Below are 21,844 nucleotides of genomic sequence, written 5' to 3' on the forward strand. Positions count from 1 at the left end.
ATGTTACGCAGGTCTGCCCCCGTGCGCGGGATACACTCCCCTGTTGCCCTTGAAGCGGTTGTTGTGAACTTTTTTTGGCGTAGCCCTGTGCTTGTGGCGGCGGTCCTCTGGTCCTCCGCCTTTTCCCTGAATGCTTCGGCCGCCCCGGCCCCGGTATTCGTCCTCAATTCGCTCGATGCCAGCGTCAGCGTGGTCGACCCCGTCACATGGGTCGAGACCAAGCGCCTGCCCACCGGCAAGGAGCCGCACCACCTCTATATGACGCCGGACGAGAAGTCCGTCATCGTCGCCAATGCCTTCGGCGATTCGCTGACCTTCATCGACCCCCGCACGGCCGAGATCCAGCGCACGGTCAAGGGCATCCCCGATCCGTACCACCTTCGTTTCTCCCCCGACATGAAGTGGTTCGTGACGGCGGGCAACCGGCTGAACCACGTGGACATCTACCGCTGGGACGGCGCCAACCCGACGCTCGCCAAGCGCATCGCCACCGGCAAGACACCCAGCCACCTCTGGATCGACACGAAGAGCACGACCGTCTACTCCAGCATGCAGGACAGCGACGAGCTGGTCGCGATCGACCTCGCGACGCAGGCCGTGAAGTGGCGCATCAAGACGGGCCCGATGCCCGCCGACGTCTTCGGCACCGGGGACGACAGGTTCCTGCTGGTCGGGATGACGGGCGGGGAGAACGTCGAGGTCTACGACGTGACAGGCCCGCAGCCGCGCCTGGCCAAGAAGATCAAGACCGGGCAGGGCGCCCACGCCTTCCGCGCGGCCGGCGACAAGCGTCACGTCTACGTCAGCAACCGCGTGGCCAACACCATCGGCAAGCTCGACCTGCAGACCCTCGAAGTCGTCGACAGCTACTCGGTGCCCGGCGGCCCCGACTGCGTGGACGTGATGGCCGACGGCAAGACGCTGCTGGTCAGCTCGCGCTGGGCCAAGCGGCTGAGCGTGCTCGACACGGTCACGAAAAAGGTCGTGCATCAGGTCAAAGTGGGCAAGTCTCCCCATGGCGTCTGGACGCTGGACCACGCGCCTCGCTAGCGCGAAGCGGGTCGCCGCCGCGCTCGCGCTGGTGGCGATCGCCGCGCCGGTGGGCAGCCAGCCGCGCGCGCCCGACTGCGCGAAGCCCGTCTACCTCACCCTCGACACCGGCCACATGGAAGTGGCCCCGCTGATGGCGGAGGTGCTCGCGCGCCAGCACGTGCTCGTCACCTTTTTCGCGGCCAACGAGAAGACGAAGACCGGCGACGGCAGCCTGGGCGAGCACTGGGCGCCCTGGTGGAAGGCCCGCGCGGCCGAGGGCCACGAATTCGCATCGCATACCTTCGACCACGTCTATTGGCGCGGGGACGCCGCGGGTTCGCCGCAGCGGTTTCGCGTGCGGCCTTCGGCGGGCCCGGACGAAGGGCGCGATTTCACCTGGGATACGACGCAGTACTGCGCCGAGGTCGGCAAGTCGGCCAAGCGCCTGGAGCAGATCACCGGCAAGAAGCCGCTGCCGCTGTTCCGCGCCCCCGGCGGCAAGACTTCGCCCCAGCTGCTGGCCGCCGCGAAGTCCTGCGGCTACGCGCACGTGGCGTGGGCGCCGGCGGGTTTCCTCGGCGACGAGCTGCCCAGCGAGCGCGTGAGCAACGCCACGCTGCTCAAGAATGCGCTGAATGGCATCCGGCCGGGCGACATCCTCGTCGCGCACCTGGGCATCTGGTCGCGCAAGGAACCTTGGGCGCCCGCCGTGTTCGAACCGCTCATCACCGGGCTCAAGGACCGCGGCTTCTGCTTCAGGACGCTGCGCGACCATCCGGCATATCGTGACTGGATCGCCAGCCACCCCTGACCATGGACGGACTCGAGGACCTTTTCGCCACCGCGCAGCAATGGCTGTTCGAGACGCTGATGCAGCCGGCGATGTTCGCGCTCGGCCTCGGCCACCTGCTGGAAGACGGCTACGCCGCGGCGGGCTGGCTGCTGGTCGGGCTCGTGCAGATCCTCGTGCTGGTCGCGGTGATCGGCCCACTGCAGAAGTGGAAGCCGGTGGAGCCGGTGACGGACCGCGTGGCGGTGCGCACGGACATCCTCTACACGCTGATCCACCGCCTGGGCGTGTTCCGCGTGGCGCTCTTCTTCCTGGTGGAGCCGTGGTTCGACGCGCTGTTCGGCGTGCTGCACGTGGCGGGCTACACGCCGTTCCAGCTCGACCAGCTCTGGCCGGGCTTCACCGACGCGCCCTGGCTCGCCTTCGCGCTCTACCTCGTCGTGTTCGACTTCGCGGACTACTGGATCCACCGGGCGCAGCACAGCCTGGAGTGGTGGTGGGGCCTGCATTCGCTGCACCACTCCCAGCGCCAGATGACGATGTGGAGCGACAACCGCAATCATTTGCTGGACGACCTGCTGCGCGACAGCCTGCTGGTGCTGCTCGCGCAGGTGATCGGCGTGGCGCCGGGGCAGTTCGTCGCCATCGTGGCCATCACGCAATTGAGCGAAAGCCTGCAGCACGCCAACCTGAAGCTCTGGTTCGGCCGCGTGGGCGAACGGCTGTGGATCAGCCCGCGCTTCCATCGCCTGCACCACAGCATCGGCATCGGCCATGAAAGCGGCGACGCCCGGCCCGTGATGCCGCAGGGGCGCAGCCCCGCGCTCGGCGGGCACAACTTCGGCGTGCTGCTGCCGTGGTGGGACATGCTGTTTCGCACCGCGAATTTCGAGCAGCGCTACGACCCTACCGGCGTGCGGGACCAGGTGGAGAAGGGCCGCGACTACGGGCGCGGTTTCTGGTCGCAGCAATGGCTGGGCGTGAAGCGCCTCTTCGGCAAGGCATGATGTCGGCTCCATGAGCCTGCTCCTCGATTCCTTCTGGCGCGCCGTCGCCTACTGCCTGCATCCCCGCGTGATCGCGCTGTCGTTCCTGCCGCTGGCGGTGATGGTGGTGCTGTCGCTGGTGCTGGGCTATTTCTTCTGGGCGCCGGCCGTGGAGGGCGTGCGCGCGATGCTGGAGGCGTCGGACCTGCTGCGCGCGGTGTGGAACTGGCTGCAGGGCGTGGGCGCGGGCGGGCTCAAGACCGTCGCGGCGCCGCTCATCGTGATCTTCGCGGTGACGCCGGTGCTCGTGCTCATCTCCCTGCTGATGGTCGCCGCCTTCATGACGCCGGCGCTCGCGTCCCTGGTGGCCGAGCGCCGTTTCCCGGCGCTGGAACGCAAGAAGGGCGCGTCGCTCGCGGGCAGCGTGCTGTGGTCGCTCGGCTCGACCCTGCTCGCGGCCGTCGCGCTCATCGTATCCCTGCCGCTGTGGGTGGTGCCGCCGCTCATCCTCATCCTGCCGCCCCTGATCTGGGGCTGGCTCACCTACCGCGTGATGGCCTTCGACGTGCTGGCGGACCACGCGAGCCGCGAGGAGCGCCGCGAGATCTTCCGCCGGCATCGCGGCTGGCTGCTGGGCATCGGCGTGCTGACGGGCTACCTCGGCGCGGCGCCGAGCGTTCTGTGGGCGTCGGGCGCGCTCTTCGCGGCGGCGTTCGTGATCCTCGTACCGGTCGCGATCTGGATCTACACGCTGGTTTTCGCCTTCTCTTCGCTATGGTTCGCGCACTACGCCCTGGCGGCGCTGGAGCAGCTGCGCGCCAGCCAGATTCCTCTTCCCAACGTGGCACCCCCGGCACCGCCGGCACCCCGAAATGAACCCCACATCATCGACCTCTGACCCGCAAACGGTCGGCCTCGTCATCGTCGGCGACGAGATCCTCTCGGGCAAGCGCGCCGACAAGCACATGCCCAAGCTCATCGAACTGCTCGCCGCGCGCGGGCTGCAGCTCGGCTGGGCCGAGTATGTGGGCGACGCGCCCGAGCGAATCACCGCGACGCTGAAACGCGCCTTCGACTCCGGGGACCTCGTCTTTTCCTGCGGCGGTATCGGCGCGACGCCGGACGACCACACGCGCCAATGCGCCGGCAAGGCGCTGGGGGTGGAGCTCGAACTGCATCCGCAGGCCGAAGCGCTGATCCGCGAGCGCATGCAGGACACCGCGCGCGAGCAGGGCATCCCTTACGTGCCCGACCGCCCGGACAACATCCACCGCCTGAACATGGGCGTGTTTCCCAGGGGCGCGGCGATCATCCCCAACCCGTACAACAAGATCCCGGGCTTCACCGTCGGCCACGTGCACTTCGTCCCGGGCTTCCCGGTGATGGCCTGGCCGATGATGGAATGGGTGCTGGACACGCACTACAAGCACCTGTTCCGCGAGAAGGCCTATGTGGAGAAGTCGGTCATCGTGTTCGGCGCGATGGAGGCGAGCCTGACGCCGCTCATGGAGCAGGTCGAGCGCGAGCATCCGGGCGTGAAGGTGTTCAGCCTGCCGAGCGTGGACCATCCGCAATACGGCCGCCACATCGACCTCGGCGTGAAGGGCGACCCGGCGCTGGTCGATGCGGCCTATGCCACCCTGCTGGCCGGCCTGAACGCTTTCGGCGCCAAACTAGGCCCCGAATTGGTGCGCTGAGCCCCTGCGCACTGTTCAGGTGCCACCTCGGAGTTGCACCATGATGGTGCGGAACTCATCCGAATGCGCAAGGCTCCCGTAGGGAAAAGCGCTCAGGATCGGGGACAATCGCCCAGCTTCGGGTGGGCAGCCATGCACCAGCTTTGGCACAGAAACTGCATTCCAGAACCCGTACCCCTTTCAACACACCCATCCACAGGAGAATTCGATGGCAGCCAAGAACGTCGCAGACGTCATGAAGATGGTGAAGGAAAACGAAGTCAAGTTCGTCGACTTCCGTTTCACCGACACCCGCGGAAAAGAACAACACGTCACTGTGCCGGTGTCGCATTTCGATGAAGACAAGTTCAGCGCCGGCCACGCGTTCGACGGCTCGTCCATCGCGGGCTGGAAGGGGATCGAAGCCTCCGACATGCTGCTCATGCCGGACCCGAACACGGCCAACATCGACCCCTTCTTCGAAGAGACCACGCTGTTCCTGTCCTGCGACGTGCTGGAGCCGGGCGACGGCAAGGCCTACGACCGCGACCCGCGCTCCATCGCGCGCCGCGCCGAGGCTTACCTCAAGGCGTCGGGCCTGGGCGACCAGGCCTTCTTCGGACCGGAACCCGAATTCTTCATCTTCGACGACGTGCGCTGGGGCAACGACATGTCCGGCTCGTTCTTCAAGATCGACGAATACGAGGCGCCGTGGAACACGGGCAGCAAGCTCGAAGGCGGCAACAAGGGCCACCGCCCGACCGTCAAGGGCGGCTATTTCCCCGTGCCCCCGGTCGACAGCACGCAGGACCTGCGCGCCGAGATCTCGCTGATCCTCGAATCCCTGGGCATCCCGGTCGAAGTGTTCCACCACGAAGTGGCGGGCGCGGGCCAGAACGAGATCGGCACCAAGTTCAGCACGCTGGTGCAGCGCGCCGACTGGACCATCCTGCTCAAGTACGTCGTGCAGAACGTCGCCAATGCCTACGGCAAGACCGCGACCTTCATGCCCAAGCCCATCGTCGGCGACAACGGCTCGGGCATGCACGTGCACCAGTCCGTGTGGAAGGACGGCAAGAACCTGTTCGCCGGCGACGGCTACGCGGGCCTGTCGGACTACGCGCTGTACTACATCGGCGGCATCATCAAGCACGCCCGTGCACTCAACGCCATCACCAACCCCGGCACCAACAGCTACAAGCGCCTGGTGCCCGGCTTCGAGGCGCCGGTCAAGCTCGCGTACTCCGCGAAGAACCGCTCCGCTTCCATCCGCATCCCGTACGTGGCAAACCCGAAGGGCCGCCGCATCGAGGCGCGCTTCCCGGATCCGCTGTGCAACCCGTACCTCGGTTTCGCGGCCCTGCTGATGGCCGGCCTCGACGGCGTGGAAAACAAGATCCATCCGGGCGAAGCCGCCACGAAGGACCTGTACCACCTGCCGCCCGAAGAAGACGCGAAGATCCCGACCGTCTGCCACAGCCTGGACCAGGCGCTGGACTACCTGGACAAGGGCCGGGGCTTCCTGACCAAGGGCGGCGTGTTCACCGACACGATGATCGATGCGTACATCGAGCTGAAGATGCAGGAAGTCACGCGCTTCCGCATGGCGACGCACCCGGTCGAGTACGACATGTACTACAGCCTGTAATTAATCACAGTCTGTGGTTTAAAAGGGCGGCGCATGCCGCCCTTTTCCTTTTCGAATCAAGCGCTTAATTGGCTTTTCTGAGAAGTTGCGCGATACTGGCAGGCCGTCCTGAGCATTTTCGGATGCGAGGAGATAGCAATGAAATCCGCCTTCCTGGTTCCGCTTGCAGCCCTCTTTGTGGTGGCCAACAGCCACGCACAGATCTTCCGCTGCACCGGTAACGTCTACACCAACAACGCCGCCGAGGCCAAGGCCAACAACTGCAGGCCCATGGAGGGCGGCAACATCACCGTCGTCGAGGGCACGAGCGTCAAGACCACCAACGCACCGGTGCGCGTGGCGACGGCCCCGCAGTCCGCGGCCGGTCCCGGCCAGCGCGTGGACGCCGACGACCAGCGTGCGCGCGATTCGGATGCGCGCGGCATCCTCGAAGCCGAACTCAGGAAGGCCGAGGCGCGGCAGGCCGAGCTGCTGAAGGAATACAACAACGGCGAGCCCGAAAAGCTGGGCCCCGAGCACCGCAACCACCAGAAATACCTGGACCGCGTCGCGGAACTGAAGGCCAACATTGCGCGCAACGAAAACGACATCGCCGGCATCAAGCGCGAGCTCGGCCGCAAATAAGAACGAGTTCCGCAACCCCAAGGCGGCGCAACCGGAGCGCTTCCAGTCGCTCGACCTGCTGGCCACGCTGGTGGCCGTGGTGGCCGCAGACGGATCGGTGCTCTTCGCCAACTCCGCGCTCGAAGACGCGCTGGGCATCTCGCGCCGCACCATCGAAGGCTCCAACCTCCCGCAGTGCTTCACCGAGCCGGTGATCCTGCAGAACGCCCTCGAGGGCGCGAGCAGCAATGAATTCGCGGCGCTGCGCTACGACGCGCGGCTCGTGCGCCAGGCCGGCGCCGATTCGCTGCCCGTCCACGTCGTCGTGGCGCAGACGGACAAGCCCGGCGAGTTCGTCGTGGAGCTGCTGCCGCTGGAGGCGCAGGCCCGCCAGGACCGCGAGGAGCGCCTGATCGACCAGGCGCAGGCGAACAAGGAATTGATCCGCAACCTCGCCCACGAGATCAAGAACCCGCTCGGCGGCATCCGCGGCGCGGCGCAGCTGCTCGAGATGGAGATCGAGTCCAGGGACCTGAAGGAGTACACGCGCGTCATCATCCACGAGGCCGACCGCCTGCAGACGCTGGTGGACAGGCTGCTGGCCCCGCACCGGCGGCCGCACGTGGTGGGCGACGTGAACATCCACGAGGTGTGCGAGCGCGTGCGCTCGCTCATCCTCGCGGAGTTTCCCAAGGGCCTGCGCGTCGTGCGTGAGTACGACACCTCCATCCCCGAGTTCCGCGGCGACCGGGAGCAGTTGATCCAGGCGGTGCTGAACATCGCCCACAACGCCTGCCAGGCGCTGGCCGACCGCATTTCCGCGGGCGATGCGCAGCTGGTGTTTCGCACGCGGATCGCCCGGCAGGTGACTTTCGGCAAGCAGCGCTACCGACTGGCACTGGAATTGCATGTCATCGACAACGGGCCCGGCGTGCCGGACTCGATCAGGGATCGCATCTTCTATCCGCTCGTCTCGGGGAGGGAAGGCGGTTCGGGGCTGGGGCTGACGCTTGCACAAACATTCGTTCAGCAGCACCATGGCCTGATCGAGTGCGACAGTGTCCCCGGACGGACGGATTTCAAATTGTTGATTCCGTTGCCATGAGAAATGTGCGATTGACCTGAGGCGACAAGATAAAACCGATGAAGCCGATCTGGATCGTTGACGATGACCAATCCATCCGCTTCGTGCTCGAAAAAGCGCTGTTGCGGGAAGACCTGCCCACGCGCAGCTTCACCAACCCCCGCGAAGTGCTGCAGGCCCTCGAGGCGGGCGACGACGACAACGGACCGCAGATCCTGGTGAGCGACATCCGCATGCCGGGCGGCTCCGGCCTGGACCTGCTCACCAAGGTCAAGGAAAAACTCCCCGGCCTGCCCGTCATCATCATGACGGCGTTCTCCGACCTGGACAGCGCGGTCTCCGCGTTCCAGGGCGGCGCCTTCGAGTACCTGCCCAAGCCTTTCGACCTGCCCAAGGCGATCGAGCTGATCCGCCGCGCGGTGGAAGAGAGCCAGCGCGAGGAAGTCGCGGAGGAGCGCATGGCGGAGACGCCGGAGATGCTCGGCCAGGCGCCCGCGATGCAGGACGTGTTCCGCGCGATCGGGCGGCTGTCGCAAAGCAACGTCACGGTGATGATCACCGGCGAATCGGGCTCGGGCAAGGAACTCGTCGCGCGCGCGCTGCACAAGCATTCGCCGCGCGCGGGCGGGCCCTTCGTTGCGATCAACACGGCCGCGATCCCGAAGGACCTGCTCGAATCCGAATTGTTCGGCCACGAGCGCGGCGCCTTCACCGGCGCGCAGACGATGCGGCGCGGCCGCTTCGAGCAGGCCGAAGGCGGCACGCTCTTCCTCGACGAGATCGGCGACATGCCTTTCGACCTGCAGACGCGCCTGCTGCGCGTGCTGTCGGATGGCCACTTCTACCGCGTGGGCGGGCACAACGCCGTGAAGGCGAACGTGCGCGTCATTGCGGCGACCCACCAGGACCTCGAGCAGCGCGTGAAGGAAGGCGTGTTCCGCGAAGACCTGTTCCACCGGCTGAACGTGATCCGCCTGCGGCTGCCGGCGCTGCGCGAGCGGCTGGAAGACATCCCGATGCTCGCGCGCCATTTCCTGCAGCAAAGCGCCAAGCAGCTCGGCGTGGAGCCCAAGCGGATTTCCGATGCGGCGCTCGCGAAGCTCGGCACCTTCGCGTTCCCTGGCAACGTGCGGCAGCTGGAGAACATCTGCCACTGGCTCACGGTGATGGCGCCGGCGCAACTGGTCGAGCCGAAGGACTTGCCGCCGGAAGTGATCGGCACCTCCGAATCCGCCGCGCGGACACCTGCGGCGGCGCCGGAAGTTTCGCGCGGGGTCGCGTCCGAAGACGCTTCGCATGCCGCGCCCGCCGTGCCGGCCGTCACCGGCTTCGATGTGGGTGGGAAGAGCTGGGAGACCGGCCTCGAAGCCGAAGCGATGGAGCTGCTCGCGAGCGGCCGCCACGACGTATGGGATGCGCTCACCAAGCGCTTCGAATCCCGGCTGATCCTCACGGCGCTGGCCAACACGCGCGGCCGCCGCATCGAGGCCGCGCAGAAGCTCGGCATCGGCCGCAACACCATCACGCGCAAGATCCAGGAACTGGGCCTGGGCTGAGCGTCAGCCGAGCTCGACGGTCACCGGGGCGTGGTCGCTGGGTTTGTCCCATTTGCGCGGCACGCGGTCGATCCCGCAGGACTTCACGTGCGGGCGCACCGCGTCGCTCACGAGGATGTGGTCGATGCGCAGGCCGCGGTTCTTCGGGTAGCCCAGCATCCGGTAGTCCCACCAGCTGAAGCTCTTCTCCGGCTGCTCGAACAGGCGGAAGCTGTCGCACAGGCCCAGCCCGACGATCTGGCGGAAGTGCTCGCGCTCCTCGCTCGTGTGGTGGATGGTCTCGCGCAGGCCTTCGGGGTCGAAGGAATCGCGGTCTTCCGGCGCGATGTTGAAATCGCCCAAGAGCACGAGGCGCCCGTGCTGCCGCATCTCGGCCTCCAGGTAGGCGCGCAGTCCGCTCAGCCAGCTCATCTTGTAGGCGAACTTGTCGGTGCCGGGGGCCTGCCCGTTCACGAAATAGCCGTTGACGACGCGCAGCTCGCCGGCGGGCGAATCGACCGTCGCCGCGATCACGCGCGAGTGCTCGTCGGCGAAGCCGGTGATGTTCTTCACCACGTCGCGCACCGGCGCTCGGCTCATGATCGCGACGCCGTTGTAGGTCTTCTGCCCGAACACCGCGCAGTGCCCGTAGCCGGCGTCCCGCAGCACGTCGAGCGGGAACTTGTCGTCCGTCATCTTGAGCTCCTGCAGGCACAGGACGTCGACGGGGTTGGCCGCCGTCCAGTCCAGCACGTGCTGCAGGCGCGCGGTGAGGGAGTTGACGTTCCAGGTGGTGATCTTCACGGGAAGCTCAGATGTGCAGTGCCGCCGCGATCCCGATCGCCACACCGATCGCACCCATGCCGAACATGCCCCACTCCAGCCACTTCTTGCGGGTGAGGAGGGCGATGGCCGCCAGGGCGATGGCGACCTGCAAGGCGGTCGTGGCCTGGGCCCAGCGGTGGTGCACGTGCATCTGCGCGTCGCTCTGCTTGTCCCAGTCGTCGGACTCGGCCTCGAGCTTGCGGGCCTCGGTTTCGATCTCCTTCTTTTCCTTCTCGTAGCGGTCGATCTTGGCCTGGTACTTGTCCTTGTCGGCCTGCTGCGGCGTGAGGTCGCGCGAGACTTCGGCGAGCGACTGCTTGGTGCTCTTGGACTGGAAGTAGTTCCACTGGTTGGACGCCGCCGTCTTCTTGATCGCGGCGTTGTTCTTGTAGAGGCCGGCATTGGCCTGCGTCGCGCCGCCCATGTACGCGAAGATCGCGCCGATGGTGGCGATCACCGCGGTGAACATCGCGATCTGGTTGATCATGCCGCCGGCGCCTTCGCCGTGCGCGGCGTGCTGCGTGGCGTGTTCGAGCTCGTGGTCGTGCGGCCCGTGCACGTGAAATCCCGCTCCTGACATGTCAGTCTCCTCGTTGTGTGTTGTGCAGTGTCACGAAACTGTAGCGCAGCCCCCCGGTGGACAAGTGGCTTTCGCGGTGCTGTTCCTGCCAGTGCGCGCCGAGCTGCGGCGCATAGGTGTCGCCATCGAAGTCGGCGTCGATCTCCGTCACCTCCGCGTCGTGCGCGATCGCGGCGGCCTGTTCGTAGATCTGCCCGCCGCCGATGATCCATGCGCGGGGTTCGCCGGCGCACGCGGCGACGGCTTCCTCGAGCGAGGCCACGCGCGTCGCGCCCGGTGCCTGCCAGTCCGACTGGCGCGTGACGACGATGTTGCTGCGACCCGGCAGGGGACGAAAGCGCGGCGGCAGGGATTCCCAGGTCTTGCGTCCCATGATGACGGGCGCGCCCATCGTCACCTGCTTGAAGTGCGCCATGTCGGCGGGCAGGTGCCACGGCATCACGCCGTCCTTGCCGATGATGCCGTTGCGCGCGCGTGCGAAGACGAGTCCGAGGCGGGTCATGCGGTTACACCGCCACCGGCGCCTTGATCGCCCCGTGGGGGTCATAGCCGGTCACTTCGAAATCCTCGAATTCGTAGTCGAAGATCGAAGGCGGCTTGCGCTTGATGTGGAGCGTGGGGTAGGGGCGCGGCTCGCGCGACAGCTGCAGCTCCACCTGCTCGTGGTGGTTGCTGTAGATGTGGCAGTCGCCGCCCGTCCAGATGAAGTCGCCCACGCCCAGGTCGCATTGCTGCGCCACCATGTGCGTGAGCAGGGCGTAGCTTGCGATGTTGAAGGGCACGCCCAGGAAGATGTCCGCGCTGCGCTGGTACAGCTGGCACGAGAGCTTGCCGTCCGCGACGTAGAACTGGAAGAACGCGTGGCAGGGCGCGAGCGCCATCTTCGGGATGTCGGCGACGTTCCATGCGCTCACGATGATGCGGCGCGAGTCGGGGTTGGTCCTGAGCGTCTTGATGACTTCCGCGATCTGGTCGATGTGCCCGCCATCCGGCGTGGGCCAGCTGCGCCACTGCACCCCGTAGACGGGGCCGAGGTCGCCGTCCTCGCGCGCCCATTCGTCCCAGATGGAGACGCCGCGCGCCTTGAGCCAGTTGTTGTCGCTGGAGCCCTGGAGGAACCACAGGAGCTCGTGGATGATGGACTTGAGGTGGACCTTCTTGGTCGTGACGAGCGGAAAACCTTCGTTCAGGTCGAAGCGCATCTGGTAGCCGAACACACTGCGCGTGCCCGTGCCGGTGCGGTCGGCCTTGGGCGTGCCATGCGTGTACACATGGCGCATGAAGTCCTCGTACTGGGAGCGGGCGGCTGTCATGGCTAGATTATGCAAGGGCCTGAACCAAATATCCGGACGCAGAATTCGCGGAGGTTACGCAGAAGGAAGGCAAGAAAGAACCAAAATGCAATTTGTATTTTTCTTGTCTTCCTTCTGCGTAGTTTCCGCGAATTCTGCGTCCAAAAAACGATCAGGGATTCAGCACCCTGCCAGGATTCATCAGGTTCTGCGGATCTAGCGCACGTTTGATCGCCCGCATCATCCCCAGCGCCACCGGCGATTTATGGTCTTCCAGCTTGTCCAGTTTAAGGCTGCCGACGCCGTGCTCCGCCGAGATCGAGCCGCCGAAATTGCGCACCGAGTCGTACACGAGCGTCGTCACGCGGTGTTCGTATTCGCGCAGGAATGCCGCCGGATCCACGCCCGGGGGCGCCTGCACGTTGTAGTGCAGGTTGCCGTCGCCGAGGTGGCCGAAGTTGACGAGGCGCACGTTCGGGATTTCGCGCGCCAGCAAGGCGTCCGTCACTTCGCAGAACTTCGGGATCGCCGACACCGGCACGGAGATGTCGTGCTTGATGTTCAGGCCTTCTTCCACCTGCGCCATCGGGATGCTCTCGCGGATGTGCCAGAGCTGGCGTGCCTGCGCGATGTTCTCCGCGACAACCGCGTCGCTCACCAGGCCCTTGTCCATCGCCAGCTCGAGCAGCCGCTCGAACTGCGCGCGGGCGTGGTCTTCCGATTCGCTGTCGGAGTTTTCCAGCAGCACGCAGTAGGGGCTCTGCTCGTACAGCGGCACGCGCTGCTGCGGGAAGTGCCGCGCCACGAGCTGGAGCGGGAACTGCCCCATCACTTCGAACCCGGTCAAACCGGCGCCGAGGTGGCGGTGGGCGAGGGCGAGCAACTCCACCGCGTCCTGCATCGTCGGCACGGCGGCCCACGCGGTGAGCGACGCCACCGGCAGGGGATAGAGCTTCATCGTCGCGGCGGTGATCACGCCGAGCGTGCCTTCGCTGCCGATGAAGAGGTCGCGCAGGTCGTAGCCCGTGTTGTCCTTGCGCAGGCCCGACAGGCCGTTCCAGATCTCGCCCTGCGCGGTGACCACCTCGACACCCAGGCACAGTTCGCGCGCGTTGCCGTAGCGCACGACCTGCGTGCCGCCCGCGTTGGTCGACAGGTTGCCGCCAATGGTGCAGCTGCCTTCGGCCGCGAGGCTGAGCGGGAACAGCAGGCCCTCGCGCTCGGCCGCTTCCTGCGCTGCCTGCAGGATGCAACCCGCTTCGAGCGTCATGGTGAGGTTATGGGCATCGATGCTGCGGACGGCATTCGTGCGCTGCAGGCTCAGCACGACCTGGCTGCCGCTTTCGTCCGGTGTGGAGCCGACGACGAGACCCGTGTTGCCGCCCTGCGGCACGATGCTCGCGCCTGCGGCGGCGCAGGCCTTCACGATGGCGGCGACTTCCGTCGTGCTCGCGGGACGCACCACAGCCAGCGCCTTGCCGCGCGATCGCTTGCGCCAGTCCTGCTCGTAGGCGGTGAGGTCGCCATCCACGAGCACGTTCGGCGCGCCGGCGATGGTCTTCAATTGCTCGATCAGGGAATTCATGTTGCTGCCTTCCGCAGGCGTGAGCGCACGTGCAGCACGCACGCGGCGAAGAGGGCGAGACACAAGGCGATTTCGGCCATGGCCAGCCACGAACTGGGCGGCCGGTCGCCGGTGGAGCGCACCACGCCTTCGATGAAGTACAGCCAGACGAACAGGCTCACCCACCGGTAGGTGTACATGCGGTTGCGCAGCAGGCCCGCGAGCGGCACGCACAGCGGCAGCACCTTCAGCACCAGCCAGGAGCCGCCGGGCCGCAGCGGCGCGAGCCACAGTTCCCACGCCAGGCCCAGCACGATCAGCCCGAGCAGGCTCGCCACGGCGAGCCCCCGCGCGAAGGCCACGAGAGGTGGTGCTGCAACAGGTGCTGCGGGGGGTGGTGCGGGGACGTCCATGGCCGATGGCATCATAGCGGCCGATGGACTTCAAGCCCCTGCTCGCCGAACTCACGCGCTTTCCCTGGCGGTCGACCGCCTTCACCTTGCGCGAGCGTTTTCGCGAAGACCGGCTGGGCCTCACCGCCAGCAGCCTCACCTTCACGACCACGATGGCGCTGGTGCCGTTCTTCACCGTGGCGCTCGCGGTGTTCACCGCCTTCCCGATGTTCAGCAAGCTGCAGGACGCGCTGCAAGGCTGGCTGCTGCAAAGCCTGATCCCCGATGCGATCGCGCGGCAGGTGCTGGGTTACCTCAACCAGTTCGCGGGCAAGGCGAGCCGGCTCGGGGCGGTCGGCCTCGCGGCGCTGTTCGTCACGGCCCTGGCCCTGGTGCTCACCATCGACCGCACGCTCAACGGCATCTGGCGCGTGAAGCGCGCGCGGCCGCTCGGCCAGCGCGTGCTCGTGTACTGGGCCGTGATGACGCTGGGCCCGCTGTTGCTGGGCGCGTCGCTCAGCTTCAGCTCCTACCTGCTCTCGGCGTCGCGGGGGTTGGTGTCCGCGGTGCCCGGCGCGGTCCAGTTGCTGCTCGCCATCGTCGAATTCTTCCTGCTCGCCGCCGGCCTCGCGGCGCTGTACCGCTATGTGCCGAACGCACCAGTGCGCCGCGGCCATGCCTGGGCCGGGGGCCTTTTCGCGGCGACCGGCATCGAGATCGCACGCAAGCTGCTCGCGCTGTACCTGGGCAAGGTGCCGACCTATTCGGCGGTGTACGGGGCCTTCGCCACCTTCCCGATCCTGCTGGTGTGGATCTATGTGGTCTGGGTGATCGCGTTGCTCGGCGCGGTGATCGCGGCCTACCTGCCCAGCCTGATTGCGGGCACGCACAGGCGCGGCGGCGGGCCCGGGTGGCAGTTCCAGCTCGCGCTCGAATCGCTGCAGCAGCTGGAGCGTGCGCGCGGCACACCGCGCCACGGCCTGTCCATGACGCAGGTCGCGCAGGCGCTGCAGGTCGACGCCTTGCAGCTGGAGCCGGTGCTGGAGGCGCTCGTCGCGCTGGACTGGGTGGGGCGCGTCAACGAAGTGAGCGAGGAGGAGAACACGCGCTTCGTGCTGCTGGCCGACCCGGCTTCGACGAAGCTCGCGCCCCTGCTGCGGCAACTGCTGGTGCCGTCCGCCGAGGTGACGCAGAAGCTGTGGACGAGCGCGCGGCTGTCGGAGATGACGCTGCGCGACGCGATCTAGGCTAGATCTTCACCTTCCCCGTCCAGATGTCCTTGTACATCACCCAGTCGCCCATGAAGCTGTAGAGCGGCCGCTTGAAGCTCGCGGGCTTGTTCTTCTCGAAGCCGAAGTGGCCGATCCACGCGAAGCCGTAGCCGCAGAGCAGGCCTGCCAGTACCCACCACACGTTGCCGGTCGCGGCAAAGGCGACGAGGCATGCGAGCGCGAGGCTGGAGCCGGCGAAGTGCAGGCGCCTGCAGGTGCGGTCGCTGTGCTCGGAGAGGTAGAACGGGTAGAACTCGGCGAAGCTCTTGATCGCGCGAGGGTCGGCGGGCGCGCCCGCCGCGTGAACGGTATCAGCTGAGGCCATGGCTGTCTCCTGTTTGCGGGCAGTTTAGGCCACGGAGAAGGGCGCGTGCAAGAACCCGCGAAAGCGGGCCCGCCCGCCCCGGGTCGGCGATTCCGTGAGGCGGTAGCCGGGAAAGCGCGCGAGAAAGCGCCCGATCGCGATGCGGCCTTCCAGGCGCGCGAGGCTCAGGCCCGCGCACTGGTGGATGCCGAAGCCGAACGCGAGGTGCCGGTTGTTCGCGCGGCGCAGGTCGAGTTCGCCGGGGCGGTCGAACTGCGCCGGGTCGCGATTCGCTGCGCCGATGCACAGCGTGACGAGCGCTCCGGCCTCCAGTTGCACGCCGCCGACTGCGCAGGCGCGCAGCGCGCGGCGGTTGCCGAGCTGGTTGGAGGATTCGAAACGCAGGAATTCATCGACGGCGGTCGTGAGCAGCGCTTCCTGCGCGGCGGGGTCGTGCGCGGCCGCTTGCAATCCCGCGATCAGCCCGGCCTTCTGCTCGGGCCATTCCTGCAGCGCGGCGAGCGCGTTGCCGATGAGGTTCGTGGTCGTCTCGTGGCCTGCGTTGAGGATGAAGATGCAGTTCTGCAGCAGCTCCGGCTCCGACAGGCGCTCGCCCGCTTCCTCGCCCTGGATGAGCCGTGTCAGCACGTCGTGCTCCGGATCGCCGGGCGAGCGCCGGCGATCGGCGACCAGCGTCCGGAGGTAGGCCGTGAACTCGCTCACGCTGCGGTTGCCGAGCGCCTCCTGCGCCGGCGTAAGCTTCGGCTCCAGCGCACCGAGGATCGCGAGCGACCAGTCGCGCAGCGGCGCCCGGTCCTCGTGCGGCACGCCGAGCAGGTTGCCGATGATCTCCACCGGAATCGCGCAGGCGAAGTCCTCGATCAGGTCGCCGCCGCGCCTGTCTTCGATCCTGTCGAGGAGGCCGTCCACCAGCGTGACGAGCCCCGGCTCCATGTCCGCGATCGCGCGGCGCGTGAGCGCGCCCATGATGAGCTTGCGCACGCGCGTGTGCAGGGGCGGGTCGTTGAAGACGAGGCTGGTGGTGTGGTGCTCCAGCAGCGCGGAGCCGGCGCCGTACTTGGGCGTGAACTCCACCTTCTTGTCGGAGCTGAAGCCCTGCGCGTCGCGGTAGACCGCCACGAGGTCCGCGTAGCGCGTGAGGAACCAGGAGCCGTCGGGCATGCGGCGCACGGGCTCGCTCGCGCGCAGCCGGTCGTAGACGGGGTAGGGGTTCGCGTAGAAGTCGGCGGGCAGCGCGCGCAGGTCGAAACCAGCCGCGACCTGCTCGGCACGCGCCGGGGACATCGGCGGTGTGATGACGGCGGCCGTGCTCACGTCTGCAGGAAATCGCGGATCGCGAACAGCGTGGAGTCGGGGGTCTCCCACATCTGGTGGTGTCCGACGTCGAGCGCCCTCACCGTCACGGTCTTGCCGCTTTCGCGCGCCACGCCGATGAGCAGTTGCGCGGCCTTCGCCTGCGTCATCTGGTCGACCGAGCCGAGCAGGAAGAGCACGGGGCAGGTGATCGCGGCGATCGCCGCCTCGCCGTTCGCGTAGCTGTTGCAGGCCACGAAGCCGCGGTGGAAGACGTTGGTGTGCGTGTTGCTCGCGAGCACGCGCCGCCCGAGCGCCATGCCCGCGCCATAGACCCAGGTGCCCGGGCCGAGCGCGGACGGCGGCGCCGCCAGCGTGCTGCGCGAAAAGACGTTGATCATCTTCAGCGCCTTCATCGGCTCGTCGCGCGAGGCGTCCAGCAGCACGTCCGAGACCTTCATCGGATAGGCGGTGCCCACCATCACGAGATGCGTCGCGCGCTGCTTCAGGCGCGAGGCTGCCTCCAGCGCGATGAGCGAGCCCCAGCTGTGGCCCACGAGCGCCGCCTGCTGCACGCCCGCCGCATCCAGCAGGTCGCAAATGAAGGAAGCGGCTTCCTCCACCGTGGACGGCGCCTCGCCCTCGCTGCGGCAGTGCCCCGGCAGGTCCACCGCCAGCACGTTCCAGCCGTGGTGGGCCATGTAGCGCGTCTGCAGGATCCAGATGCTGTGGTCGTTCAGGACGCCGTGGATGAAGACGATGGTCGGCTTGGCGGCATCGAATGCCTTGCCGCCGGTGTAGCAGTAGGCCTTGCGCCCGTTGACTTGCAGTTCCATGGCGGCTCCCTCACGCTTTCTCGGCGGCCCGGAGCGCGCGCTTCAAGTCGTCGATGAGGTCGTCGGGGTCTTCGAGCCCGATGGAGAGGCGAATCGTGCCCTGCGTGATGCCCCCGGCCGCGAGCGCTTCGTCCGTCATCCGGAAGTGCGTGGTGCTGGCCGGGTGGATCACGAGCGAGCGGCAGTCGCCCACGTTGGCGAGGTGGCTGAAGATCTTCAGGGTCTCGATGAACTTCTTGCCCTGCTCGCGGCTGCCCTTCATGTCGAAGCTGAACACCGAGCCGGCGCCGCGCGGCAGCAGCTTCTGCGCAAGCGCATGGCTCGGGTGCGATTCGAGCATCGGGTGGCCGACACGCGCCACGAAGGGATGCGCGGCGAGGAAGTCCACCACCTTGCGCGTGTTGCCCATGTGCCTGTCCATGCGCAGCGGCAGCGTCTCGATGCCCTGCAGGATGAGCCAGGCGGTGTGCGGGCTCATGCAGGCGCCGAAGTCGCGCAGGCCCTCGCGACGCGCGCGCAGCAGGAACGCGCCCACGGTCGATTCCTCGCTGAACACCATGTTGTGGAAGCCATCGTAGGGCGCGCAGAGCTCGGCGAACTTGCCCGAGCGCTCCCAGTCGAAGCTGCCGCCGTCCACCACCACGCCGCCGATCACCGTGCCGTGGCCCGAGAGGAACTTGGTCGCCGAGTGGTAGACGAGGTCCGCGCCGTGGTCGAAGGGCTTGATGAGGTAGGGCGAGGTGAGCGTCGAATCGACGAGCAGCGGGACGCCGTTCTCGTGCGCGATGGCCGAGACGGTGGGAATGTCGAGCACGTCCAGCCCGGGGTTGCCCACGGTTTCGCCGAAGAACAGGCGCGTGTCGGGCCGCACCGCGGCGCGCCATCCGTCGATGTCGCCGGGCTTCACGAAGGTGGTGTCGATACCGAAGCGGCGCATCGTGTAGTGCAGCAGGTTCTGCGAGCCGCCGTAGAGCGCGGTGCTCGCCACGATGTGCGAGCCCGCGCCCATGAGGGTCGCGATGCTCAGGTGCAGCGCCGCCTGCCCGCTGGCGGTGGCGATGGAGCCGATCCCGCCTTCGAGCGCGGCCATGCGCTGCTCGAACACCGCGTTGGTCGGGTTGCTGATGCGCGAGTAGACGTGGCCGGATCGCTCGAGGTTGAAGAGCGCGGCGGCGTGGTCGCTGGATTCGAACACGAAGGAGGTCGTCAGGTGGATGGGCACGGCCCGGGCGCCCGTGGCGGGGTCGGGCGCGGCGCCGGCATGCAGCGCGAGTGTGTCGAAGCCGGGGTCCGAGTAACCGGGCATTGCGGGTCTCCTTCCTTGTCTCTATGGATGCGCCCCTGATTGTGGGCTATATTGTTCTCACCGCCTCGCCATGGCGGGCCATCCGAGGAGACAGGCCATGAAAGTCAGCGACATCCTGCGCGTCAAGGGCAACACCCTGTACACGGTCACGCCCGACGAGCCGCTTTCCCATGCGATCTCCGCCATGGCGGAAAAAGACATCGGCTCCCTGGTCGTGATGGACCACGGCGAGCTCACCGGCATGCTCACCTTCCGCGAGGTGATCCTGTGCATCGTGAAGAACGGCGGCGTGGTCGGCTCCACGCTCGTGCGCACGGCGATGGACGACCATCCGCTCACGTGCACCTCCGAGACCGAGCTCGACGAAGTGCGCCGCATGATGCTGGAGCGCCACGCGCGTTACATGCCCGTGATGGACCGCCGCATGTTGATGGGCGTGATCAGCTTCTACGACGTCGCGAAGGCGGTGGTGGACAGCCAGAACTTCGAGAACCGCATGCTCAAGGCGTACATCCGAGATTGGCCGGCCGGCGAGGAGCAGCAGCCGGGCGCGCAGCTGTAGGGCCGCCGCCTCGGCTCGGGGATAATCCCTCCCCATGAGCGGCAACACATTCGGCACCCTTTTCGCGGTCACCAATTTCGGCGAGTCGCATGGCCCCGCGATCGGCTGTGTGATCGACGGCTGCCCCCCGGGCATGGCGCTGTCCGAGTCCGACATCCAGCCCGACCTCGACCGCCGCCGTCCCGGCACCAGCCGCCACGTCACGCAGCGCCAGGAAGAGGACAAGGTCGAGATCCTCTCGGGCGTCTACGAGGGCCGGACCACAGGCACGCCGATCGCGCTCCTGATCCGCAACACCGACCAGCGCAGCAAGGACTATTCGGAGATCGCGCAGACCTTCCGTCCCGGCCACGCCGACTACACCTACCTGCAGAAGTACGGCCGGCGCGATCCGCGCGGCGGTGGGCGCGCATCGGCGCGGCTCACGGCGCCCATGGTGGCGGCGGGCGCGGTCGCGAAGAAATGGCTGTTCGAAAAGTACGGCACCACCTTCCGCGGCTGCATGCAGCAGATCGGCGACATCGCGATCCCCTTCGAAAGCTGGGACCACGTGCCGCACAACCCGTTCTTCGCACCGGTCGCCGACGTGAGCGCGCTCGAGGCGTACATGGACACGCTGCGCAAGGCCGGCGACTCCTGCGGCGCGCGCATCCGCGCTGTCGCATCGCAGGTGCCCGTCGGCCTCGGCGAGCCGCTCTTCGATCGCCTCGACGCCGACATCGCCTACGCGATGATGGGCATCAATGCCGTCAAGGGCGTGGAGATCGGCGCGGGCTTCGCGAGCGTCACGCAGCGCGGCACGACGCACGGCGATTCGCCCACGCCCCAGGGCTTTCGCACCAACAACGCAGGCGGCGTGCTTGGCGGCATCAGCACCGGGCAGGACCTCGAAGTGTCGATCGCGATCAAGCCGACCAGCTCCATCATCAGCCCGCGCGAGACCATCAACCTCAAGGGCGAATCCACCGAGGTCGTCACCAAGGGCCGCCACGACCCTTGCGTGGGCATCCGCGCGACGCCGATCGCGGAGGCCATGCTGGCGCTCGTCGTGATCGAGCATGCCCTGCGCCAGCGGGCGCAGAACGGCGATGTCGCGCCGCCGATGGATCCCATTCCCTCCTCGTTCCTCTAGCCACCGGCCCGGCGTCGGCCTTGTCCTACAGCCGATGCCGCAGACTTCCATAGCGGCGCGCGGCGCGGCTGCCCATAGTGGCTCTTTCACACGAAGGAGCGACGCATGGCCAAGCCCAGTGCCAAAGACACCGGCGACAAGCAGCGCGAGCTGCAGGCGCAGCAGGACCGCAAGGATGCCGCCAAGGCAAAGACGAAATCCCCCGCCGGCGAGAAGCCCGGCAAGGCGGTGCAGGCCGGCCTTCGCGACCAGCCGGAACTGCCGCTGCCCGCGCAGCACCTGAAGAAGCCCGGCCACGAGTCGGAGATGGAGCTCAAGCCGCAGTTCCTCGCGCCGGACTACCGCGGCAGCGGCAAGCTCAAGGGCATGGTCGCGCTCATCACGGGTGGCGACTCGGGCATCGGCCGCGCGGTGGCGGTGCTCTTTGCGCGCGAAGGCGCGGACGTCGCCATCGTCTACCTCAACTCGCACGAGGACGCGCAGGAGACCAAGGGCTACATCGAGAAGGAAGGGCGCGAGTGCCTGCTGATCCCCGGCGACGTGAAGGATTCGAAGTTCTGCAAGCAGGCGGTGGACAAATGCGTGAAGCAGTTCGACCGGCTCGACGTGCTGGTGAACAACGCGGCCTTCCAGCTGCACGCGGAGGACATCGCCGACGTGACCGACGAGCGGCTCGAAGAGACGATGAAGACCAACATCTTCGGCTACTTCTACATGGCGCGTGCCGCCGTGCCGCACCTGCAGCGCGGCTCCTGCATCATCAACACCGGCTCCGTCACGGGGCTGGAAGGCAGCAAGATGCTGCTCGACTATTCGGCCACCAAGGGCGCGATCCATGCCTTCACGATGTCGCTCGCCAGCAACCTGATCGACAAGGGCATCCGCGTCAACGCCGTGGCCCCGGGCCCGGTATGGACGCCGCTGAACCCAGCCGATTCGCCCCCCGACCGGATCGCGAAGTTCGGCGGGGACACCGACATGAAGCGGCCCGCGCAGCCCGAGGAGCTGTCTCCCGCGTACGTCTTCCTCGCCTCGCCGGTGTGCTCGAGCTACATCACGGGCATCGTGCTGCCGGTCACGGGCAGCGTGGGCAGTTGAGGGCCGGGCGCCGG

At 67.3% G+C, this 21,844-nt stretch carries 23 protein-coding genes; 13 read left to right on the forward strand and 10 right to left on the reverse strand.

Going from position 1 to position 21,844, the window contains the following annotated elements; translation table 11 throughout:
- From I5803_RS00255 to ntrC, 9 genes are all read left to right on the forward strand, one after another.
- Entirely contained in the window at nt 1-1,050 is a 1,050-nt protein-coding gene (locus I5803_RS00255) for a YVTN family beta-propeller repeat protein (protein ID WP_196984428.1), read from the forward strand.
- Nucleotides 1,016-1,843, forward strand: a complete 828-nt coding sequence (locus I5803_RS00260; RefSeq protein ID WP_196984429.1) for a polysaccharide deacetylase family protein — start codon at nt 1,016-1,018, stop codon at nt 1,841-1,843. Before I5803_RS00255 ends, I5803_RS00260 begins: the two co-directional genes overlap by 35 nt.
- Nucleotides 1,844-1,845: 2 nt before the next feature.
- Nucleotides 1,846-2,829, forward strand: coding sequence for a sterol desaturase family protein (locus tag I5803_RS00265; RefSeq protein ID WP_196984430.1), 984 nt, complete (start codon nt 1,846-1,848; stop codon nt 2,827-2,829).
- Between the two features lie 10 nt (nt 2,830-2,839).
- Nucleotides 2,840-3,706: an EI24 domain-containing protein gene (locus I5803_RS00270; RefSeq protein ID WP_196984431.1), complete on the forward strand. Its 867-nt coding sequence runs from the start codon at nt 2,840-2,842 to the stop codon at nt 3,704-3,706.
- Nucleotides 3,681-4,505: a competence/damage-inducible protein A gene (locus I5803_RS00275; RefSeq protein WP_196984432.1), complete on the forward strand. Its 825-nt coding sequence runs from the start codon at nt 3,681-3,683 to the stop codon at nt 4,503-4,505. The genes I5803_RS00270 and I5803_RS00275 overlap by 26 nt, the downstream gene beginning before the upstream one ends.
- Before the next feature lie 208 nt (nt 4,506-4,713).
- Nucleotides 4,714-6,132 (forward strand): type I glutamate--ammonia ligase, encoded by a 1,419-nt coding sequence (glnA, locus tag I5803_RS00280; protein ID WP_196984433.1) that lies wholly within the window; start codon nt 4,714-4,716, stop codon nt 6,130-6,132.
- 138 nt (nt 6,133-6,270) lie between these two features.
- Complete coding sequence (locus I5803_RS00285; protein ID WP_196984434.1) at nt 6,271-6,756, forward strand: hypothetical protein; 486 nt, start codon at nt 6,271-6,273, stop codon at nt 6,754-6,756.
- Nucleotides 6,701-7,840, forward strand: coding sequence for a nitrogen regulation protein NR(II) (glnL, locus tag I5803_RS00290; protein ID WP_196984435.1), 1,140 nt, complete (start codon nt 6,701-6,703; stop codon nt 7,838-7,840). Before I5803_RS00285 ends, glnL begins: the two co-directional genes overlap by 56 nt.
- A gap of 38 nt (nt 7,841-7,878) precedes the next feature.
- Nucleotides 7,879-9,375 carry a nitrogen regulation protein NR(I) gene (gene ntrC, locus I5803_RS00295; RefSeq protein WP_231402308.1) on the forward strand — a complete coding sequence of 499 codons (1,497 nt, stop codon included), beginning with the start codon at nt 7,879-7,881 and terminating at the stop codon, nt 9,373-9,375.
- Between the two features lie 3 nt (nt 9,376-9,378).
- Here the strand turns inward: ntrC and xth are convergent, their stop codons facing one another.
- The 6 genes from xth to I5803_RS00325 all read right to left on the reverse strand — a co-directional run bounded on the left by xth (nt 9,379) and on the right by I5803_RS00325 (nt 14,028).
- A complete protein-coding gene (gene xth / locus I5803_RS00300) occupies nt 9,379-10,158 on the reverse strand; it encodes an exodeoxyribonuclease III (protein WP_196984436.1) in 780 nt (259 codons plus the stop codon).
- A 7-nt stretch (nt 10,159-10,165) separates the two neighbouring features.
- A complete protein-coding gene (locus I5803_RS00305; protein WP_196984437.1) occupies nt 10,166-10,759 on the reverse strand; it encodes a DUF4337 domain-containing protein in 594 nt (197 codons plus the stop codon).
- A gap of 1 nt (nt 10,760) precedes the next feature.
- Entirely contained in the window at nt 10,761-11,261 is a 501-nt protein-coding gene (locus tag I5803_RS00310) for a dihydrofolate reductase (protein WP_196984438.1), read from the reverse strand.
- A 4-nt stretch (nt 11,262-11,265) separates the two neighbouring features.
- Entirely contained in the window at nt 11,266-12,072 is an 807-nt protein-coding gene (locus tag I5803_RS00315) for a thymidylate synthase (RefSeq protein ID WP_196984439.1), read from the reverse strand.
- 151 nt (nt 12,073-12,223) lie between these two features.
- Nucleotides 12,224-13,636, reverse strand: a complete 1,413-nt coding sequence (locus I5803_RS00320; RefSeq protein WP_196984440.1) for an FAD-binding oxidoreductase — start codon at nt 13,634-13,636, stop codon at nt 12,224-12,226.
- Nucleotides 13,633-14,028 (reverse strand): DUF2069 domain-containing protein, encoded by a 396-nt coding sequence (locus I5803_RS00325; RefSeq protein ID WP_231402309.1) that lies wholly within the window; start codon nt 14,026-14,028, stop codon nt 13,633-13,635. Before I5803_RS00325 ends, I5803_RS00320 begins: the two co-directional genes overlap by 4 nt.
- 23 nt (nt 14,029-14,051) lie before the next feature.
- On the opposite strand from I5803_RS00325, the gene I5803_RS00330 reads away from it, so the two are divergent.
- Nucleotides 14,052-15,254 carry a YihY family inner membrane protein gene (locus I5803_RS00330; protein WP_196984441.1) on the forward strand — a complete coding sequence of 401 codons (1,203 nt, stop codon included), beginning with the start codon at nt 14,052-14,054 and terminating at the stop codon, nt 15,252-15,254.
- 1 nt (nt 15,255) lies between these two features.
- Here I5803_RS00330 and I5803_RS00335 read toward each other — a convergent pair whose 3' ends face one another.
- Genes I5803_RS00335 through I5803_RS00350 form a run of 4 tightly spaced genes read right to left on the reverse strand, consistent with a single transcriptional unit; the run spans nt 15,256 to nt 19,038 of the window.
- Complete coding sequence (locus tag I5803_RS00335) at nt 15,256-15,603, reverse strand: Mpo1-like protein (RefSeq protein ID WP_196984442.1); 348 nt, start codon at nt 15,601-15,603, stop codon at nt 15,256-15,258.
- A 24-nt stretch (nt 15,604-15,627) separates the two neighbouring features.
- Nucleotides 15,628-16,887, reverse strand: a complete 1,260-nt coding sequence (locus I5803_RS00340) for a cytochrome P450 (RefSeq protein WP_196988410.1) — start codon at nt 16,885-16,887, stop codon at nt 15,628-15,630.
- Between the two features lie 26 nt (nt 16,888-16,913).
- Entirely contained in the window at nt 16,914-17,732 is an 819-nt protein-coding gene (locus I5803_RS00345; protein WP_196984443.1) for an alpha/beta fold hydrolase, read from the reverse strand.
- Nucleotides 17,733-17,742: 10 nt separating this feature from the next.
- Nucleotides 17,743-19,038, reverse strand: a complete 1,296-nt coding sequence (locus tag I5803_RS00350; RefSeq protein ID WP_196984444.1) for an O-acetylhomoserine aminocarboxypropyltransferase — start codon at nt 19,036-19,038, stop codon at nt 17,743-17,745.
- Between the two features lie 97 nt (nt 19,039-19,135).
- On the opposite strand from I5803_RS00350, the gene I5803_RS00355 reads away from it, so the two are divergent.
- The 3 genes from I5803_RS00355 (at nt 19,136) to I5803_RS00365 (ending at nt 21,830) form a co-directional block, all read left to right on the forward strand.
- Nucleotides 19,136-19,600 carry a CBS domain-containing protein gene (locus I5803_RS00355; RefSeq protein WP_196984445.1) on the forward strand — a complete coding sequence of 155 codons (465 nt, stop codon included), beginning with the start codon at nt 19,136-19,138 and terminating at the stop codon, nt 19,598-19,600.
- A 34-nt stretch (nt 19,601-19,634) separates the two neighbouring features.
- Complete coding sequence (gene aroC / locus I5803_RS00360; protein ID WP_196984446.1) at nt 19,635-20,732, forward strand: chorismate synthase; 1,098 nt, start codon at nt 19,635-19,637, stop codon at nt 20,730-20,732.
- Between the two features lie 105 nt (nt 20,733-20,837).
- Nucleotides 20,838-21,830, forward strand: coding sequence for an SDR family oxidoreductase (locus I5803_RS00365; RefSeq protein WP_196984447.1), 993 nt, complete (start codon nt 20,838-20,840; stop codon nt 21,828-21,830).
- Nucleotides 21,831-21,844 lie beyond the last annotated feature (14 nt).

Source organism: Caenimonas aquaedulcis (assembly GCF_015831345.1).
GTDB lineage: Bacteria > Pseudomonadota > Gammaproteobacteria > Burkholderiales > Burkholderiaceae_C > Ramlibacter > Ramlibacter aquaedulcis.

What these genes read in the sequence shown, in the direction of transcription:
- I5803_RS00255 (WP_196984428.1), top strand. Translation starts at nt 1, where the DNA reads ATGTTACGCAGGTCTGCCCCCGTGCGCGGGATACACTCCCCTGTTGCC.
- I5803_RS00260 (WP_196984429.1), top strand. Translation starts at nt 1,016, where the DNA reads ATGGCGTCTGGACGCTGGACCACGCGCCTCGCTAGCGCGAAGCGGGTC.
- I5803_RS00265 (WP_196984430.1), top strand. Translation starts at nt 1,846, where the DNA reads ATGGACGGACTCGAGGACCTTTTCGCCACCGCGCAGCAATGGCTGTTC.
- I5803_RS00270 (WP_196984431.1), top strand. Translation starts at nt 2,840, where the DNA reads ATGAGCCTGCTCCTCGATTCCTTCTGGCGCGCCGTCGCCTACTGCCTG.
- I5803_RS00275 (WP_196984432.1), top strand. Translation starts at nt 3,681, where the DNA reads ATGAACCCCACATCATCGACCTCTGACCCGCAAACGGTCGGCCTCGTC.
- glnA (WP_196984433.1), top strand. Translation starts at nt 4,714, where the DNA reads ATGGCAGCCAAGAACGTCGCAGACGTCATGAAGATGGTGAAGGAAAAC.
- I5803_RS00285 (WP_196984434.1), top strand. Translation starts at nt 6,271, where the DNA reads ATGAAATCCGCCTTCCTGGTTCCGCTTGCAGCCCTCTTTGTGGTGGCC.
- ntrC (WP_231402308.1), top strand. Translation starts at nt 7,879, where the DNA reads ATGAAGCCGATCTGGATCGTTGACGATGACCAATCCATCCGCTTCGTG.
- I5803_RS00305 (WP_196984437.1), bottom strand. Translation starts at nt 10,759, where the DNA reads ATGTCAGGAGCGGGATTTCACGTGCACGGGCCGCACGACCACGAGCTC.
- I5803_RS00310 (WP_196984438.1), bottom strand. Translation starts at nt 11,261, where the DNA reads ATGACCCGCCTCGGACTCGTCTTCGCACGCGCGCGCAACGGCATCATC.
- I5803_RS00315 (WP_196984439.1), bottom strand. Translation starts at nt 12,072, where the DNA reads ATGACAGCCGCCCGCTCCCAGTACGAGGACTTCATGCGCCATGTGTAC.
- I5803_RS00320 (WP_196984440.1), bottom strand. Translation starts at nt 13,636, where the DNA reads ATGAATTCCCTGATCGAGCAATTGAAGACCATCGCCGGCGCGCCGAAC.
- I5803_RS00325 (WP_231402309.1), bottom strand. Translation starts at nt 14,028, where the DNA reads ATGGACGTCCCCGCACCACCCCCCGCAGCACCTGTTGCAGCACCACCT.
- I5803_RS00330 (WP_196984441.1), top strand. Translation starts at nt 14,052, where the DNA reads ATGGACTTCAAGCCCCTGCTCGCCGAACTCACGCGCTTTCCCTGGCGG.
- I5803_RS00335 (WP_196984442.1), bottom strand. Translation starts at nt 15,603, where the DNA reads ATGGCCTCAGCTGATACCGTTCACGCGGCGGGCGCGCCCGCCGACCCT.
- I5803_RS00340 (WP_196988410.1), bottom strand. Translation starts at nt 16,887, where the DNA reads ATGTCCCCGGCGCGTGCCGAGCAGGTCGCGGCTGGTTTCGACCTGCGC.
- I5803_RS00345 (WP_196984443.1), bottom strand. Translation starts at nt 17,732, where the DNA reads ATGGAACTGCAAGTCAACGGGCGCAAGGCCTACTGCTACACCGGCGGC.
- I5803_RS00350 (WP_196984444.1), bottom strand. Translation starts at nt 19,038, where the DNA reads ATGCCCGGTTACTCGGACCCCGGCTTCGACACACTCGCGCTGCATGCC.
- I5803_RS00355 (WP_196984445.1), top strand. Translation starts at nt 19,136, where the DNA reads ATGAAAGTCAGCGACATCCTGCGCGTCAAGGGCAACACCCTGTACACG.
- aroC (WP_196984446.1), top strand. Translation starts at nt 19,635, where the DNA reads ATGAGCGGCAACACATTCGGCACCCTTTTCGCGGTCACCAATTTCGGC.
- I5803_RS00365 (WP_196984447.1), top strand. Translation starts at nt 20,838, where the DNA reads ATGGCCAAGCCCAGTGCCAAAGACACCGGCGACAAGCAGCGCGAGCTG.